The 14,988-nt window shown below is 60.6% G+C and carries 18 protein-coding genes; 5 read left to right on the forward strand and 13 right to left on the reverse strand.

The genetic code is table 11. The annotated features are described in order from the left end of the window. The first annotated feature begins 77 nt into the window (after positions 1 to 77). Both QMX78_RS01830 and QMX78_RS01835 read left to right on the forward strand, forming a co-directional pair. Positions 78 to 563: a hypothetical protein gene (locus tag QMX78_RS01830; protein WP_282265986.1), complete on the forward strand. Its 486-nt coding sequence runs from the start codon at positions 78 to 80 to the stop codon at positions 561 to 563. Positions 564 to 1,172: 609 nt separating this feature from the next. Then, complete coding sequence (locus QMX78_RS01835; protein WP_282265987.1) at positions 1,173 to 1,898, forward strand: alpha/beta hydrolase; 726 nt, start codon at positions 1,173 to 1,175, stop codon at positions 1,896 to 1,898. 6 nt (positions 1,899 to 1,904) lie between these two features. Here QMX78_RS01835 and dkgB read toward each other — a convergent pair whose 3' ends face one another. Next, the gene (gene dkgB / locus QMX78_RS01840) at positions 1,905 to 2,705 is read right to left on the reverse strand and encodes a 2,5-didehydrogluconate reductase DkgB (protein ID WP_282265988.1); all 801 of its coding nucleotides are present in this window, start codon (positions 2,703 to 2,705) and stop codon (positions 1,905 to 1,907) included. Between the two features lie 81 nt (positions 2,706 to 2,786). Beyond that, complete coding sequence (locus tag QMX78_RS01845; protein ID WP_282265989.1) at positions 2,787 to 4,001, reverse strand: MFS transporter; 1,215 nt, start codon at positions 3,999 to 4,001, stop codon at positions 2,787 to 2,789. Positions 4,002 to 4,122: 121 nt separating this feature from the next. Between QMX78_RS01845 and QMX78_RS01850 the strand changes: the two genes are divergently transcribed. Next, on the forward strand, positions 4,123 to 5,028 hold the full coding sequence (locus tag QMX78_RS01850; RefSeq protein ID WP_282265990.1) for a LysR family transcriptional regulator: 906 nt from the start codon (positions 4,123 to 4,125) through the stop codon (positions 5,026 to 5,028). A 923-nt stretch (positions 5,029 to 5,951) separates the two neighbouring features. On the opposite strand, the gene QMX78_RS01855 is transcribed toward QMX78_RS01850, so the two are convergent. Further along, positions 5,952 to 6,239 carry a hypothetical protein gene (locus tag QMX78_RS01855; RefSeq protein WP_282265991.1) on the reverse strand — a complete coding sequence of 96 codons (288 nt, stop codon included), beginning with the start codon at positions 6,237 to 6,239 and terminating at the stop codon, positions 5,952 to 5,954. Positions 6,240 to 6,317: 78 nt separating this feature from the next. Continuing rightward, positions 6,318 to 7,274 carry an aldo/keto reductase gene (locus QMX78_RS01860; protein ID WP_282265992.1) on the reverse strand — a complete coding sequence of 319 codons (957 nt, stop codon included), beginning with the start codon at positions 7,272 to 7,274 and terminating at the stop codon, positions 6,318 to 6,320. A gap of 180 nt (positions 7,275 to 7,454) precedes the next feature. On the opposite strand from QMX78_RS01860, the gene QMX78_RS01865 reads away from it, so the two are divergent. After that, on the forward strand, positions 7,455 to 8,312 hold the full coding sequence (locus tag QMX78_RS01865; protein WP_282265993.1) for a methyltransferase: 858 nt from the start codon (positions 7,455 to 7,457) through the stop codon (positions 8,310 to 8,312). Between the two features lie 150 nt (positions 8,313 to 8,462). Beyond that, positions 8,463 to 9,002 carry a pseudouridine synthase gene (locus QMX78_RS01870; RefSeq protein ID WP_282266003.1) on the forward strand — a complete coding sequence of 180 codons (540 nt, stop codon included), beginning with the start codon at positions 8,463 to 8,465 and terminating at the stop codon, positions 9,000 to 9,002. 358 nt (positions 9,003 to 9,360) lie between these two features. Here the strand turns inward: QMX78_RS01870 and QMX78_RS01875 are convergent, their stop codons facing one another. The 9 genes from QMX78_RS01875 to QMX78_RS01915 all read right to left on the reverse strand — a co-directional run bounded on the left by QMX78_RS01875 (position 9,361) and on the right by QMX78_RS01915 (position 14,372). Then, positions 9,361 to 9,711 (reverse strand): hypothetical protein, encoded by a 351-nt coding sequence (locus QMX78_RS01875; protein WP_282265994.1) that lies wholly within the window; start codon positions 9,709 to 9,711, stop codon positions 9,361 to 9,363. 373 nt (positions 9,712 to 10,084) lie between these two features. Then, positions 10,085 to 10,465, reverse strand: a complete 381-nt coding sequence (locus tag QMX78_RS01880) for a VOC family protein (RefSeq protein ID WP_282265995.1) — start codon at positions 10,463 to 10,465, stop codon at positions 10,085 to 10,087. 326 nt (positions 10,466 to 10,791) lie between these two features. Then, positions 10,792 to 11,118, reverse strand: coding sequence for a hypothetical protein (locus QMX78_RS01885; RefSeq protein ID WP_282265996.1), 327 nt, complete (start codon positions 11,116 to 11,118; stop codon positions 10,792 to 10,794). Positions 11,119 to 11,241: 123 nt separating this feature from the next. Next, complete coding sequence (locus QMX78_RS01890) at positions 11,242 to 11,421, reverse strand: hypothetical protein (RefSeq protein ID WP_282265997.1); 180 nt, start codon at positions 11,419 to 11,421, stop codon at positions 11,242 to 11,244. Next, the gene (locus QMX78_RS01895; protein WP_282265998.1) at positions 11,418 to 11,918 is read right to left on the reverse strand and encodes a hypothetical protein; all 501 of its coding nucleotides are present in this window, start codon (positions 11,916 to 11,918) and stop codon (positions 11,418 to 11,420) included. Before QMX78_RS01895 ends, QMX78_RS01890 begins: the two co-directional genes overlap by 4 nt. 446 nt (positions 11,919 to 12,364) lie before the next feature. Beyond that, complete coding sequence (locus tag QMX78_RS01900; protein WP_282265999.1) at positions 12,365 to 12,709, reverse strand: ribonuclease E inhibitor RraB; 345 nt, start codon at positions 12,707 to 12,709, stop codon at positions 12,365 to 12,367. A 78-nt stretch (positions 12,710 to 12,787) separates the two neighbouring features. Beyond that, positions 12,788 to 13,153, reverse strand: coding sequence for a DUF2004 domain-containing protein (locus QMX78_RS01905; RefSeq protein WP_282266000.1), 366 nt, complete (start codon positions 13,151 to 13,153; stop codon positions 12,788 to 12,790). A 316-nt stretch (positions 13,154 to 13,469) separates the two neighbouring features. After that, positions 13,470 to 13,754, reverse strand: a complete 285-nt coding sequence (locus QMX78_RS01910; RefSeq protein ID WP_282266001.1) for a hypothetical protein — start codon at positions 13,752 to 13,754, stop codon at positions 13,470 to 13,472. Positions 13,755 to 14,042: 288 nt separating this feature from the next. Further along, positions 14,043 to 14,372, reverse strand: a complete 330-nt coding sequence (locus QMX78_RS01915) for a hypothetical protein (protein WP_282266002.1) — start codon at positions 14,370 to 14,372, stop codon at positions 14,043 to 14,045. Between the last annotated feature and the right edge of the window lie 616 nt (positions 14,373 to 14,988).

A 14,988-nucleotide genomic window follows, 5' to 3' on the forward strand; every position in this document is an offset into this window, starting at 1 on the left:
CAACTGTGACGCCAAAAAACGTTGGTCAAAGTTCGGTCAACCTTCGGGAAGCAAACATTGACCCCTTCCCTGAGCGCATGAAGTTGCTGATAGAGCATTTCAAACCGCAAGGTGGTGTTGCAGAAATCGCAAGAAGATGCGGCTTTTCCGAGGCCGTGATTCGAAGTTGGCGCGACGGCGCGACTGATCCTTCCAGGGCTCGCTGTGTCCACCTCGCGCAAACAACCGGGGTTTCGTTGCTGTGGCTCACGGCAGGGGACGGTTCAATGTGGCCAGAAACCACACAGGGAGACTTGGGGCAGTCGCAGGATGTGAGCCTAGAGACCCTCAAGCTGGCCGTGCAGACGGTTGAGGAGGCGCTCCAGATCGCGGATCTGCGCCTTTCGCCGGAAAAGGCGGGAGAGGTGGTCTCGCTGGTCTACCAGCTGCTGTGTAGTGGCCTGGCAGAGGCGGAGATCATTCCGATCACCCGGCAGGCCTTGAACGTCGCAAAAGGAGATGCTGTTGATGCAAGCAGAGGCAAGGCGGCGCCTAGCCGCCAGGCTGCGGGGGGTAATCGTTAATGCGGCACGCGAGGCGGCTCAGGGCCGCGTCTCTGCCATTGAGTTAGACCGGGACCAGCGGGGGCGATCACTTCGTGAAATACGAAGGATTTCAGATCGTTACGGCTGGTGGATGGTAGTCGAAGCGACGCTGGACCATTTGCGCGTGCCTACGTTGAGGGATCTGGATGATGGTCAGCTGCAGGCCTTGTCTGAGTACATGCGCCGCTCAGTAGACAATGCGATGGCTGCTTGTGATTTGGAAGATGATTTACCGGCCCGGTAACGGGCTTTCAAACGCCATTTGAACGGCCGCCGGCGTTGGCGGCCGTTTTTCATTTCAAGTGTCGTTTAGGGGGTTTCGAGCCTCTTTTGTCAAACCTGATAGGTTTGCACCTGGCGCGGCCGATATCAGGCTGAAACGTCGGCGCTTCGGGCCTTTCGTCCCATTTCATCCCGTCTTATTTCGGCCAATCCCCTCTTATCAATCCATCAGTCCCCTAACATTCGCTCCCTCCCTTGCGCGTAGCGAAGGGGAGGGTTGGGGAGGGGTGCTCTGGCTTTTGCTTTGGTTGTCGATCCAACCCCACCCCTCACCCCCAAACCACCCCAAGGCGCGACAATAGCGCCATGCAAACGAACCAAGACCCAGCATCCAGCACGCCGCTGCTACTGCTGCCCGGCCTGCTCAACGACGCCACGCTGTGGCAGGCCCAGCTCGAAGCACTCGCCGACATCGCCGATTGCCAGGTCGGTGACCTCACCCAGCAAACCACCATGCGCGCGGTCGCCGAAGATGTGCTGGCCAAGGCCCCGGCGCAGTTCGCCCTGGCCGGCTTCTCCCTCGGTGGCTACGTCGCCCAGGAAATCCTGCGCATCGCCCCGCAGCGGGTGTTGAAACTGGCGCTGCTGGATACCTCGTTCAAACCCGACTCACCCGAGCGCGCCGCACAACGCCTGGCACAGCAGAACAGCGTCCGCCTGCCCGGTACCTTCCATGGTTTCGGCGACAAGCTGATGCGCAGCTACATCGATGCATCGCGGCTGGAGGATCATGCGCTGGTGGATACCGTGCGCAGCATGACCGCGCGCCTCGGCGCGGAAGTATTCCTGCGCCAAAGCCAGCTGCAACGTGCGGACGGCAGCGAGGTCCTGCACGCCTGGCAGGGCCCGGCCTTGATCATTTGCGGGCGCAACGATGCGATCACGCCGCTGTCCGTAAGCGAGCAGATGACCGCACTGATGCCGCGATCAACGCTGGTGGTGATCGAGGACTGCGGCCATCTGGCGCCGTTGGAAAAGCCCGAGGAAGTGAACGCAGCGATGCGCGCGTGGCTGCTGTCTACGCCGGGTTGATCGATTTCAATCCCAAGCCGGGGCGATCCCCGGGTTGGCCACGCGCTCACCCCGATCCAGCTCCGCGATCCGTGCCATGTCCTCGGCATCCAGCCGCAGCTGCGCCGCCTGCAGGTTGCCGGCAAGGTTCTCGCGCTTGGTCGACGACGGAATCACCGCATAGCCCTGTTGCAGCGCCCACGCCAACGCGACCTGTGCGGTGCTTGCCTGGTGCTTGTCGGCAATGGCCTGGATCACCGGGTCCTTCAGCACCGCGCCATAGGCCAGACTCATGAACGCGGTGACAGGGATGCCTTGCTCACGCAGGTAGGCGATCAGGGCGCGGTTCTGCAGGTAGGGATGCACTTCGATCTGGTTGGTGGCGATGGCATCGGCGCCGAGGATGGCGATGGCCTGACGGGTCAGGTCGATGGTGAAGTTGGAAACACCAATCGCCTTGGTCAAACCCAGTGCCTTGGCTTCGCGTAGCGCGCCCAGGAACTCGGCCATAGGCACTTCGTCCTTGGGCGAGGGCCAGTGGATCAGGGTCAGGTCGACGTGATCGGTGCGCAGCTTGCGCAGGCTCTCGCGCAGGCTGGCAAGCAGGTCGTCATGGTGGAAGTTGCTGATCCAGATCTTGGTGGTCAGGAACAGCTGCTCGCGCGGCACCGTGCCGCTGGCGATTGCCGCACCAAGGTCGGCTTCGTTCTCGTAGATCTGCGCAGTGTCGAAGGCGCGGTAGCCAAGTTCCAATGCGTTGTGCACGGAGTCGGTGAGTACCTGGTCCTTGAGGCGGTAGGTGCCAAGGCCGATAGCGGGAATAGTCATTCAAATCTCCATAAATTCGCGCTTACAGGTTACGCCGTGCAGCGCGAACAAAAACCCAAGGGGAAGTAACAGCGTGTTCCGTCAATGCGCGCTGACGGCAATGCCGTTGGCGCGCACATCCAATCCATCGCGGCGATCCAGCCGGCCGCTCAGTACGGTCAGTGCCAGCGCACCCAACACCACCAGCGCGCCAATCCATGGCGTATGCATCAGGCCGATGTGATCGACCACCAGGCCGCCGAGCGATGCACCCAGCGCGATGCCGATGTTGAAGGCGGCGATGTTCAGGCCGGAGGCGACATCGGTTGCCTCCGGCACGAAGCGCTGTGCCTGCTTGACCACATACACCTGCAGGCCCGGCACATTGCCAAAGGCCACTGCGCCCAACGCCAGCACGGTCAACAGCACCAACCAGCGGTTGTAGGCGGTGAAGGTGAGCACAAGCAACACCAGCGCGAGCAGGCCGAAGATCAGCGTCAACGCGGGAATCGGACCGCGGCGGTCAGCCAGGCGCCCGCCCCACAGATTGCCGATGGCCACCGAGACGCCGTAGACCAGCAGCACCGCGCTCACCGCATTGACCGAGAAGCCGCTGACGTCCTGCAGGATCGAGGCGAGGAAGGTGAAGGACAGGAAGGTGCCGCCATAACCCAGCGCAGTCATTGCATAGACCAGCAGCAAGCGCGGCTGCGCCAGCACCGCGAACTGCTGGCCGAACGTGGCAGGCGCGCTGCGCGGCAGGTCGCGTGGCACGAACAGCAGGCTGCCGAGCAGGGCGATCACGCCCAACGCAGCCACCGCCAGGAAGGTCGCACGCCAGCCCAGGTGCTGGCCGATGAAGGTGCCCAGCGGCACGCCGGTGACCAGCGCCACGGTCAGCCCGGTGAACATGATCGCGATCGCACTGGCAGCCTTGTCCTTGGGCACCACCGAGGTGGCGATGATCGAGCCGATCGAGAAGAACACGCCGTGTGCCAAGCCGGTCAACACCCGCGCCACGATCAACGAGCCATAGCCCGGTGCCATCCACGCGATCAGGTTGCCGACGGTGAACAGCAGCATCAGCGCGACCAGCAAGGCCTTGCGCGGCACCCGTCCGGTCAGGGCGGTGAGTACCGGCGCACCCACGGCAACGCCCAAGGCATAGAGCGAAACCAGCAGGCCAGCCGAAGGCAGGCTGACATGCAGGTCGGCGGCAATGGTCGGGATCAAGCCGACGATGACAAATTCTGTGGTGCCGATGGCGAACGCACCCAGCGTCAGCGCCAGCAAGGCAAGGGGAATACCGCGTGACATGGGCGAATCCTTGGAAAGGGCTGCGCAGTGTGACGGCGGAACTCTTGCAAAAAAATGCGGTTTCTCACCAATTACTATTGATTTAAAGTCAACAATATTCCATCGCCACCTGGCCGCCCCCATGAAAACCACTCTGGATGAAATGCAGGCTTTCATCGCGGTAATCGATACCGGCTCGATCACCGCTGCGGCCGAGCAGCTGGGCCAGACCACCTCGGGCGTCAGCCGGGCGCTGGGACGGCTGGAAGAGAAGCTCGGCACCACCTTGCTGACCCGCACCACGCGCCGCCTGCAGCTCACCGACGAAGGCGAGACCTTCCTGGCCCAGGCCCGCGCCATCGTCGCCTCGGTGGATGCCGCCGAAGAGCAGATCGCCGCACGCCGGGGCACGCCGTCCGGGAGGTTGCGGGTGGATGCGGCGATGCCGTTCATGCTGCACGTGATCGCGCCGCTGGTGGCGGGCTACCGTGCGCGCTACCCGCAGGTGGCGCTGGAGCTCAACAGCAGCGAGCGCTACATCGACCTGCTGGAACGGCGCACCGACGTGGCGATCCGCATTGGTCCGCTGGCGGACTCCACCCTGCATGCCCGGCCCTTGGGTCACAGCCGCCTGCGTGTACTGGCCAGCCCGGCCTACCTGCAGCAGCACGGCACACCGAAGAACGTGGCGCAGCTGCAGGGGCATACCTTGCTGGGCTTCAACGAACCGGATTCGCTGAATCATTGGCCGTTGCAGGGTGAAGACGGCGAGCGCCTGCACGTGCGCCCCGCATTGGCGGTATCCAGCGGCGAGATCCTGCACCGGTTGGCCCTGGAGGGCGTCGGCATCGTCTGCCTGTCCGACTTCCTCACCGAAGCGGCACGTGCGCGTGGCGAGCTGGTGCAGGTGTTGCCGAAACTGACCTTGGATGCGCGCCAACCGATCCACGCCGTGTACTACCGCAACACCGCGGTATCCGCGCGCATCAGCTCCTTCCTCGACTACCTGGCCGAAGCAATGGCCCAACCGTTTGTGGGAGCGGCGTAAGCCGCGAAGCAGACATCATCAAAACCACCGGCATGCATGTGATCCGATGATGTCGGATGCGGCGATGCGGCGATGCGGCGGTGCGTGGCGTGTTTTCGCCCCCTCCCTTTGGCGAAGCCAAGGGGAGGGTTGGGGGGGGGGTGAGCTCTTCAGCTTCTGACGTTGCAGCAGCTTCGCGGCTCACGCCGCTTCCACAACAAAGTCAGCACCTGGCCGCAACAACGACGCAGCGTTTGTAGGAGCGGCGTCAGCCGCGAAGCAGACATCATCAAAACCACCGCCTGCATGTGATCCGATGATGCTGGGTGCGGCGGTGCGCGGCGTGCTTTCCCCCCCCTCCCTTTGGCGAAGCCAAGGGGAGGGTTGGGGAGGGGTAAGCTCTTCAGCTTCCGACGTTGCAGCAGCTTCGCGGCTCACGCCGCTCCCACAACAAAGTCAGCATCTGGCCGCAACAACGACGCAGTGTTTGTAGGAGCGGCGTCAGCCGCGAAGCAGACATCGTCAAAACCACCGGCATGCATGTGATCCGATGATGTCGGATGCGGCGGTGCGCGGCGTGCTTTCGCCCCCTCCCTTTGGCGAAGCCAAGGGGAGGGTTGGGGAGGGGTGAGCTCTTCAGCTTCCGACGTTGCAGCAGCTTCGCGGCTTACGCCGCTCCCACAACAAAGTCAGCACCTGGCTGCAACAACGACGCAGTGTTTGTAGGAGCGGCGTCAGCCGCGAAGCAGACATCGTCAAAACCACCGGCATGCATGTGATCCGATGATGTCGGATGCGGCGATGCGGCGATGCGCGGCGTGTTTTCGCCCCCTCCCTTTGGCGAAGCCAAGGGGAGGGTTGGGGAGGGGTAAGCTCTTCAGCTTCTGACGCTGCAGCAGCTTCGCGGCTGACGCCGCTCCTACAAAAGCCGACCACAAGGACCTTCAATGCTGCTGAGCATGATGCCAGGCATGGCGCACCAGCCAGCGCGCCTCATCCCAGGAAACCGCCAGCGCCGGGCTATGCCGGTGGTAGCTGTCCTGCAGCACCTTGTAGAGCTGTTCTTCGTTGGCGCGTGGATACGCCTGATAGACGTCGTAGCCCATTTCCAGCAGGCGCTGGTAGTGGTCGAAATCGTGTTGGCCAAGATGGCCGATGGCATGCACGCCGCGCCAGTAAGCCAGTTCGGCGTGGCGATCGATGCTGCGCTGGGCTGTAGGTGCGGTCTGCATGGGTAGCACTCCGTTCGCGGTCTACCCCCTGTTCGGCCGATGCTACGACGCGAGCAGGGGGTGCGCAACTCGCCCAATTCAGCTTTCCGCGCTGGCTGCATCCAACTGTGCGACCTGCGCTGGGCTCAAGCCAAGCTGTGCCGCAGCCAGCACTTCCTGCAGCTGCTGTACGCTGGTGGCACTGACGATGGGCGCAGTGATGCCCGGGCGTGCGATCAGCCATGCCAACGCCACCTGTGCCGGCGTCGCCTTGTGACTGGCCGCCACATCATCCAGCGCCTGCAGAATGCGCAGGCCACGCGGGTTGAGGTAGCGATCAGCCACTTTCGCGCCGCGTGCCGCACTCTTGCCTACGTCATCGGCGCTGCGGTATTTGCCAGTGAGAAAACCACTGGCCAGCGAGTAATAGCTGATCACGCCGATGCCGTGTTCGCGCGCCAGTGGCTCCAGCTCCGCCTCGTAGCCACTGCGGTCGTAGAGGTTGTATTCGGGCTGCAGGGTTTCGTAGCGCGGCAGGTGATAGTCGGCGGAGACCTTGAGCGCATCACGCAGGCGCTCGGCGCTGTAGTTGGACGCACCAATCGCACGCACCTTGCCCGCCTCGATCAGCCGCGCGAACGCGCCCAGGCTTTCTTCCAGCGGCACCGATTCATCGTCTTCATGCGCCTGGTACAGATCGATCACATCGGTCTGCAGGCGGCGCAGCGAATCCTCGACCGCTTCATTGATGTTGTCGGCCGACAGGCCCGGATGCTCGGCCCACTTCGCAACCTTGGTGGCGATGACCACTTTGTCGCGCTTGCCGCTGCGCTGCAGCCAGCGGCCGATGATGGTCTCCGATTCGCCGCCGCGGTTGCCTGGCACCCATGCCGGATAGACATCGGCGGTATCGATCAGGTTGAAGCCGGCATCGACGAAGGCATCGAGCAGGCCAAAGGATGTCTTCTCATCGGCACTCCAGCCGAAAACGTTGCCACCAAAAGCGATGGGGCTGACATGGAGACCCGAGCGGCCAAGTTCGCGTGACTGGGGCATGCGTTGCTCCTTTGTTGTTCAGTTCAACAGCATAGACGGCATGCGTTCCAATTCCGTGGCAAGGTCGTGAATACAGCGTTCCGTGCGCCGCTCTCACGCTAACGGGATATGAACATTTGCATGCTGCATTGCACTTGCAGTCGCGTGCTAGGCTCGCCGTTTCAATCGACGGAATTCCGCATGAAGAAGCCTGCCCCGCTGCTGTGTGCCTGCCTGCTGGCGCTTGCCAGCACCCTGTCTGCCGGCACTGCGCTGGCCCATGAATCCGCTGCCAGCACCGCTGACGCACAGGTGTCGCCGCAGCTGCAGGCTGCCATTGCCGGCAGCTGGCGCACGCCGGCCAATGTGCTGCGCGACGAATACCGTCACCCGGCGCAGACGCTTGCGTTCTTTGGTCTGCAACCGACGCAGACGGTCATCGAAATTACACCCGGCGGCGGCTGGTATTCCGAGATTCTTGCACCCTATCTGCGCGATGGCGGCAAGTATGTTGCCGCTGTGGTTGACCCGGCTGCATTGCCGGCCGGCGGCGGTCGCGATTACCAGCAGCGCTCGCGCGATGGCCTGAGCAAGAAGTTCGCCGCATCCCCGGCCCAGTTCGACCGCGCCACTGAGGTGGCCTACAACCCGGCGGCCCCGGTGCTGGGCGCGCCGGGCTCGGCGGACCTGGTGCTGACCTTCCGCAATGTCCACAACTGGCGTTCCTCCGGGCAGGCAGAAGGCATGTTCAAGGCTTTCTTTGACGTGCTCAAGCCGGGCGGCACCCTGGGCGTGGTCGAGCACCGTGCCAAGGCTGACGTGCCGGCCGATGACGGCAGCGGCTATGTTGGTCAGGCGCAGATAATCGCCATGGCCGAAGCGGCAGGCTTCACGCTGGCTGGCAGCAGCGAGGTCAATGCCAACCCGCGCGATACCAAGGACTACCCCAAGGGCGTGTGGACGCTGCCGCCGTCCAACAGCCACGATGCTGCTGACGCCGCCAAGTACAAGGCCATCGGCGAAAGCGACCGCATGACACTGCGCTTCGTGAAGCAATAACCCCATAGGGAATAGGGCTTGGAGAGGGGAGGGTGAGACAATGTGCGGCCACACTGTTGGCCGCACGGCCCACAACCCGGCGCGCGATGGAGGGTCGTCGTGCGCAGCCAGCAATGCATCTTCAATCTACTTTCCGAATACCCGTATTACATGCTTATCGCTTTCAACAAACCCTTCAACGTGCTGTGTCAGTTCACCGACCGCAGCCAGCCGCCGCGCGCGACCCTGGCCGGCTTTGGCCTGCCGCCGAACGTGTACGCAGCGGGTCGCCTGGACTACGACAGCGAAGGCCTGTTGTTGCTCACCGATGATGGGAATCTCGCCCATCGCCTGACCGACCCACGCCACAAGCAGCCCAAAACCTATTGGGTGCAGGTTGAAGGTGTGCCAACTGATGACAAGCTGCAGGCGCTGCGTGATGGCGTGCAGCTCAACGATGGACCAACCCTGCCTGCGCGCGTTGAGCTGCTGGCTGCAGCCCCCAGCCTATGGGAGCGGAACCCGCCCGTACGGTTCCGCAAGACCGTGCCGGACAGCTGGCTGGCAATCACCCTGCGCGAAGGCCGCAACCGCCAGGTGCGACGGATGACGGCTGCGGTCGGCTTGCCGACACTACGATTGGTGCGGGCGGTGATGGGGCCATACGCCCTGGAAGGACTTCAGCCGGGGCAGTGGCGCCAGGTAGGTTGATCTGCGGTGAATGCGCTCAACCCGCATTGTCGGCGGATCCACTTTGCCGAGATGTGGTGCGATAGGCGACAAGACCTGGTTCGCAAACACCTTGATCGGCATCGGGTGCGATGCCACTCCCACGTCCTTGTCGAGAGTGGCACCGCATTTACCGCGGAAGGATGGAGCACCATCGACGTGGATACGTCGATCAAACCGAGCCCCGCAAATATCTGAGAGTCCAGAAACTGCTGGAAGACTGGTAGCCAGCCCTGCGAAGATCGATGACCGAACCGGGCGCGTGCTCCTGTATCGCTGCGCTGATCGCTGGGCAGCCGCCCAAGCGACTCATTCGATAGTTGCGGCAGCAGCGATGCAACTACCAGATGTCGATGGTGGTTGCGAAACCCGCCGGGTCATACGCATGTATCGTGATCTCCGCTGGGATGAAGCTCCTGCCGCGATAGGTGGGACTGGCTGCATAACGGCTCAGTTTTCCTGCGCGCATCAGGGGCAGCACCGCGCTGGTGTCGATCCTGCGCTTCTGCTCCGCAACCCAGGTTGGCACAAACACCATGTTGTCCGCATCGCACTCACCACCAAGTTCTTCCGGAAGCAAATGCAGGAAAGCCAGTTCAAGTCGTCGCACCGCTGCTTCGCACTTTTCTCTCGTATCGAAATGCCAGAAGTCAACGCATCCGGTTTTGCGGGGGCGGTGCCCGTCGTGCATGACGCTCTCCTGTAGCCTTCACAACTGACGCGCGTGCATGGACCAAGGCAGCGTCGCAGCGATGAAGCGTGCTGGGGGCGCCGCGTTGAAACCCGCAATCAATGTCACCGTCTTTGGTGCTGAGAGGATACGAGAGTTTTTCGATATCGCCTTGTTACTACTGGGCATGAGCTGCCACAGTCGCGGCATGTAAGCGTCTGCGCTCACTTGGCGGTAGCACGCGGCGTGTGGCTTCAGCTGAGTCAAGCGTTTGGGCAGCGGGCTGGCGGGCGAATAGTCGCAATAGGTTGATGTCATGCGGTTGGCGGTATCCGCGCGCACAGAACCACCCCGCGCCACCCCGCCGCATGCGATCAAACGCCGCTGGTAGTGCTCACTGCCCCGCAGGCGGTTCCCACAACTCGATCTTGTTGCCTTCGGGGTCCATCACCCAGCCAAACTTCCCTTGCTCGGAACGCTGCGGCTCACCCACGACATTGCAGCCCTCGTTGCGCAGTGCCGCGAGCAAGGCATCCAGGTCATCCACGCGGAAGTTGATCATGAAAGATGCAGTGGAAGGCGCCATATAGCTGGTGTCTGCAGCAAACGGGCTCCAGATCGTCGCGCCCGCCGGGCTGTCAGCGCCGCCCCATTGAAACACCGCATCGCCCCAGTCGCTTACATCCAGGCCCAGGTGCTCGCGATACCACGCGGATAGCGATTTTGGATCGTTCGACTTGAAGAAGATGCCACCAATGCCGGTTACGCGCTTCATGCTTGTTCTCCAACGGTGATCAGGGGGGGCTGCATCGCGGGGAGGTGGGACAGCATGTTATCGGTCCGATGCCCGGAATGCTGCAACAGGGCACGCCGTGCAGCAAAACCGTGGTGTCCTCTACTTGGATTGGCCAGTCATAGCTCGGTGGCACATGCGGTTTCCATGGATCACAGGGACTTATGCGTTATAGGCAAGCACGACAAACCGCAGTTCTGGTACGACGAGCAACATTCCAGGTCATCGAGTGTAGAAGGATCCCGTAGTGCGCGAAGCAGTTCCGATCTGCTGCCGAAGCGGAATCGGGCGGAGTGAGCTGTCAGGCCTCATATCTGGATGAACAGCGAAGGTGCGTACGCAGACCAGTACAACGCGACGGTACCGAGGAGGCTGAAAGACAATGCAAGGATGACGCGGAAAACTGTAGGCCTCCATGTAGCGAAGCCAACAAGAAGCAGACAGATTGCGGGCAAGGCCCACCACCATTTGATACTACGAAATACAAACTGGGAGTAGCCTGATTGAGCGACGTTGAAGCTGCTCCACGCGCCAGTGAACGCATCAATCGCACCGTGTTGTACGGCGTAAATGAAGTAACCTTGGGCCAAGGCCAGCACCAGCACAACGGCTACGAACAATAGTTTCTTGAGCATGAATTCCTGCTTTGGAGTGATCCGGCCCGCGAAACCAACCCGGTGTGAATGGACTGCGAGGTGGAAGGCTTCCTGGTGTTGGTGACACTGGTTGCCCGGCCATTGCGGGCAGGGAAGATACTATCAACTGGAACTGCTATCGGGCGTGGTTTGTCCTTTGGATCTCAGCGCGATAACCCACGCGGCGATCTCCAGCGCTATGCCAATGCCGCCCAGCAACCATGCCCCTGTGCTGGATGAAGCAACGTAAAGGCAGAGTGCGACAAGAAACAGAAGGATTGCGAAAGCATGCAGGATTTTCATTTGGTCACCTGTTTCTTTGGTAGATCAGGCGCTCGAAGCGAGTGCGCCTTGAATGTACTGCCTGGACCCGCTGCCGTCAGCAAGTGATCCACCAACGCACCAACGGTGCCGGGCCCGCTGGCTTCCCAGAAGGCGGTTCCCAACTTTAGATCCGCGATCTCCTCCATAGCTCCGATTGCATCTTCTATGTCTGCGTCATCGATCGCCGCGAAGCTCGGGCCGCCTGTAATGACCAACAGCGAATCTCCCGGAAGAAAGTAGGGCGCTGGCCACCGGCAATGCCGGGAGAGAACAACGCCGACAGCCGCGGCCAGCGCCTGGCGATCGCCGCCACCCCAGGCATCCATGGAGCTTGAGGTGCGAGATGCCTGGTTGGAGCGAAGAGTCTTGAAGAACGACAGATCGGGACCTATCCATCTCACCCCTATGAAAAAGCGTTTCCAGCGGCCGGTGGGTGGATAGTGAGATGGGTACCGGAGCGGTTCGTCAGGATGCATGGTGAGGAACTCTTCATGGGGACGATCAGAAACAAAAGCTCCTTCCTACTGGACGCAACCTATGGATATCTCGCCGAAAAACTCTGAAGATCTTTGGTCCGGTAGGTTGCTGGGGAGGGCGGAATTCGATCTGAACGCCGCATTGGCACTATGCCAAGTACTTGGCGACGATTGCGCCCAGGGCGAGTACGGCTCCCGCGATTGATAGGGGGCGAATATGCTTGTGCCATCCATACGCCATAAGGCCGAAACCAGCTGCTCCGAAAAGGTTGCGAAGGCTTTGTCCGTAGAAGACGAAATCTACGAGATTGATCGCCGCAAATATCAGGAGAAGTACAAGAAAAAATTTTCTACTGGTAGCCATGCAGGAAAACCCCGTGATCTTTGCTTTCTTTCAAAGCATGCCTCGGCATAGGCTGTGGAACGGCCTCGGTTTGTGTCCACTGTCAGGTCGTTGCTGGCCCAACATCCATGCCGTCATAAGTATCAACGCCGTACTTGTCAGCAAGCGCATAGAGCTCTTGATTTCTTTGGTGCAGCGATAGGACCGAGTGTGGCTCGAGCTTTTCCACATGCAGGAAATAGTATTCATCCTCGCCTTCGTCAAGCTCTGGAATGAACATTTCAACAAAGCGATAGCCTTGCTGATCAAGCTCGCTGGCGAGTGTGCGCAGCTTGTCAGCGGAGGCGTCAGTGAAGAAATAGCCCCAAAGCATTGGACCATCGATGTTCCAGTCCGTTGATTTCTGGATGTTCGAGAACATGGTTTCCAGACTTGCGATATCAATCATGCAAACACCTGACTTCATAAGGACGCCGAACCGCATATCGGATTCGGCCTGGATGAACTATTCGGAAAGAACTGTTGATCAACTCTCCATCGAGATGCCATCGATGTTACCGCTCTCATCGAAATGCACGGAAATGACGTAATTTGTCACGTCATCGGGGAGCGTAAAGTCGAAGTACTCAATGTCATCGTCACCCCAGCATGAGCCAAGCACAAGAAGGCCAACCACGGTGGATGCCTCGGGAGTCTCTGACTTGAGGTGTTGCTGCCAATAGGTTCCAGGGAGCTCAGCGAGGTGATGCTCAATGAAAAGAGTGATGCTGTCCTCTCCGGCCTCGGTACCGAACGCCTGCTCGATTGCATCACGTGCCTGTTTTTCTCGTTCCAGGGCGGCTGACATTGTCTCTCCTTGATTGTCCAATCCCCATCCGGTGGCGTCGGTCACCAGCCGAGTGCATGGCCAGCGCCGCCTCGCTTGGGCACCCTGGCACGTGCCGATGATGCCATGGCGGCAGGACGAAGTTCACCCGGGAAGGCTTGCCGAACGTCGCAGGCAGAGCGCGAACAGGGATAGCGGAAAGGCGGTGAGATATAAGGGCTGGGACAAACTTGCCGACGCCTGGATCAGTTGAACCTGCTGCCCGGAGTCGCCGGGCAGGCAGTCGACCTTGCTGCGAAAGAAGAAGGCGCAGAGGCGGGACAACACGGTCGGCAGACCTTGGAGCAGCGCGGCCGCAAGAAGTGACAGCTTGAAGGTCGCACTACGACCCATCCGGCCGAATAGGCTCGCGGCTACCGGTTCGGGGATTGAACGCAAGCTTGTCCCCATTCACCAGTTCCACCACGAACTGGTTGGTGCTGTTGAAGCCGATGTTGTGCACCCAGGCAAGGTGAGACACGGTGCGCAGGAGTTGCGACTTGTGTCGGTAGAGCTGGTCAAGCCTGATGGTGCGAACAAGTCGGTTGCGGTTGTAGAAGAACAGAACTGGTTCGTCCAGCGTCACCTCTACCGGAACGAGGTTCATGCCGCTGTAGCCAACGACCACTGACTCTCCTGCATCTGAGAGGAACAACCAGCGATGCCATCCGGGTATCCGCCAGGAGTCCTGTCCTGAGACCTGCGGAAACACAAGCGTTGTGTTGCTGACTGGGTCGGACGTCGCGCAGAGCTTTCGGGTAGCGGAGCAGGTTGTGAACTTTTTTGGCGCTGGCAGTGGAGTATCAGCAAGCGCTGGGCTTGTGAGAAGAGCAGCGATGAGTACGATGGAGCGCCTCATGACGCGTAACTCTTGGGCTGGACCGAGCCAGGAAGCGGGATCGGCTGCACTGAAAGGTCAGGCCGCGAATCTGCAAAGTGGCTTTGGCATCACCACATGCGCCTCCGGATAGGGGCCTGATATGCCGAACGCAAACATGGCTAGTGAGAGCGTTCTACGAAGCAAGGGCCGGAGAACAACTCGATGCAACGAAGAAGCCAGTGGCTGCATGAGCGTGAAAATCTGTGAGCCGATCAGGAGCACAAACAGATCCAATCCAATGGCATCGACGAGCATAAGCAACAGTCGCAGTTCTGGATGAGAGGCTAAGAACGCTATCGCAATGATCGTAGCGATAGCGATTGAGTACCGATACCAATGCTCCTTGCGCCACTCGAATATCTGCATTCTTGGAAAGCTCCGAAATCAAGCCGACTCGCGAAGTGAACGCGGCTTGCATGAGATGTTGGGCGCGCCTGCTATCGAATGTCCTTGGGGCGAGGCGACCCATCACGTGCAACTCCTTCGCCGCACGTCGGGCAGCACCAGCCTCCCAACAGGGATTCACGCATGCTGGATGGCTTTCGGAACCTTGGCAAAGGCGCTTCGTACTTTGGACACGACTTGCGGGGAAGTAAGAGTCCAAGAAGAAGTACAGCCACTCCGCCAGAGATGCCGCCAATCAGTGCAGCTGTCAGCAGCGTACCCATAAGACTCCTGTTCGCACCTAACTCTGGAATCAAGCCGAACCGCTCAGTGAGTTCGGCCTGGATTCGCTGTCAGGCTGCCGTGATGGCAGCATCACCAGCTTACTTTGATGCTGGGTGCGCAGTATCGAGCTGTGCATTCTTTTCCACAGCGGCATCATAGATTTCAAACAGTGATGCCCTGGTGGACTGAATCGCCCAGGATTTCGTAGACACCTCGCAGCCATAAACTATGGCTTACGCGGAGGTGGTTATGAGTACGAAGCGTTACACGGATGAGTTCAAGATCGAGGCGGTTCGGCAGATTGTCGAGTACG

The sequence above is a fragment of the Stenotrophomonas sp. PS02298 genome (assembly GCF_029959445.1).
Lineage (GTDB): Bacteria > Pseudomonadota > Gammaproteobacteria > Xanthomonadales > Xanthomonadaceae > Stenotrophomonas.

What these genes read in the sequence shown, in the direction of transcription:
- QMX78_RS01830 (WP_282265986.1), top strand. Translation starts at nt 78, where the DNA reads ATGAAGTTGCTGATAGAGCATTTCAAACCGCAAGGTGGTGTTGCAGAA.
- QMX78_RS01835 (WP_282265987.1), top strand. Translation starts at nt 1,173, where the DNA reads ATGCAAACGAACCAAGACCCAGCATCCAGCACGCCGCTGCTACTGCTG.
- dkgB (WP_282265988.1), bottom strand. Translation starts at nt 2,705, where the DNA reads ATGACTATTCCCGCTATCGGCCTTGGCACCTACCGCCTCAAGGACCAG.
- QMX78_RS01845 (WP_282265989.1), bottom strand. Translation starts at nt 4,001, where the DNA reads ATGTCACGCGGTATTCCCCTTGCCTTGCTGGCGCTGACGCTGGGTGCG.
- QMX78_RS01850 (WP_282265990.1), top strand. Translation starts at nt 4,123, where the DNA reads ATGAAAACCACTCTGGATGAAATGCAGGCTTTCATCGCGGTAATCGAT.
- QMX78_RS01855 (WP_282265991.1), bottom strand. Translation starts at nt 6,239, where the DNA reads ATGCAGACCGCACCTACAGCCCAGCGCAGCATCGATCGCCACGCCGAA.
- QMX78_RS01860 (WP_282265992.1), bottom strand. Translation starts at nt 7,274, where the DNA reads ATGCCCCAGTCACGCGAACTTGGCCGCTCGGGTCTCCATGTCAGCCCC.
- QMX78_RS01865 (WP_282265993.1), top strand. Translation starts at nt 7,455, where the DNA reads ATGAAGAAGCCTGCCCCGCTGCTGTGTGCCTGCCTGCTGGCGCTTGCC.
- QMX78_RS01870 (WP_282266003.1), top strand. Translation starts at nt 8,463, where the DNA reads ATGCTTATCGCTTTCAACAAACCCTTCAACGTGCTGTGTCAGTTCACC.
- QMX78_RS01875 (WP_282265994.1), bottom strand. Translation starts at nt 9,711, where the DNA reads ATGCACGACGGGCACCGCCCCCGCAAAACCGGATGCGTTGACTTCTGG.
- QMX78_RS01880 (WP_282265995.1), bottom strand. Translation starts at nt 10,465, where the DNA reads ATGAAGCGCGTAACCGGCATTGGTGGCATCTTCTTCAAGTCGAACGAT.
- QMX78_RS01885 (WP_282265996.1), bottom strand. Translation starts at nt 11,118, where the DNA reads ATGCTCAAGAAACTATTGTTCGTAGCCGTTGTGCTGGTGCTGGCCTTG.
- QMX78_RS01890 (WP_282265997.1), bottom strand. Translation starts at nt 11,421, where the DNA reads ATGAAAATCCTGCATGCTTTCGCAATCCTTCTGTTTCTTGTCGCACTC.
- QMX78_RS01895 (WP_282265998.1), bottom strand. Translation starts at nt 11,918, where the DNA reads ATGCATCCTGACGAACCGCTCCGGTACCCATCTCACTATCCACCCACC.
- QMX78_RS01900 (WP_282265999.1), bottom strand. Translation starts at nt 12,709, where the DNA reads ATGATTGATATCGCAAGTCTGGAAACCATGTTCTCGAACATCCAGAAA.
- QMX78_RS01915 (WP_282266002.1), bottom strand. Translation starts at nt 14,372, where the DNA reads ATGCAGATATTCGAGTGGCGCAAGGAGCATTGGTATCGGTACTCAATC.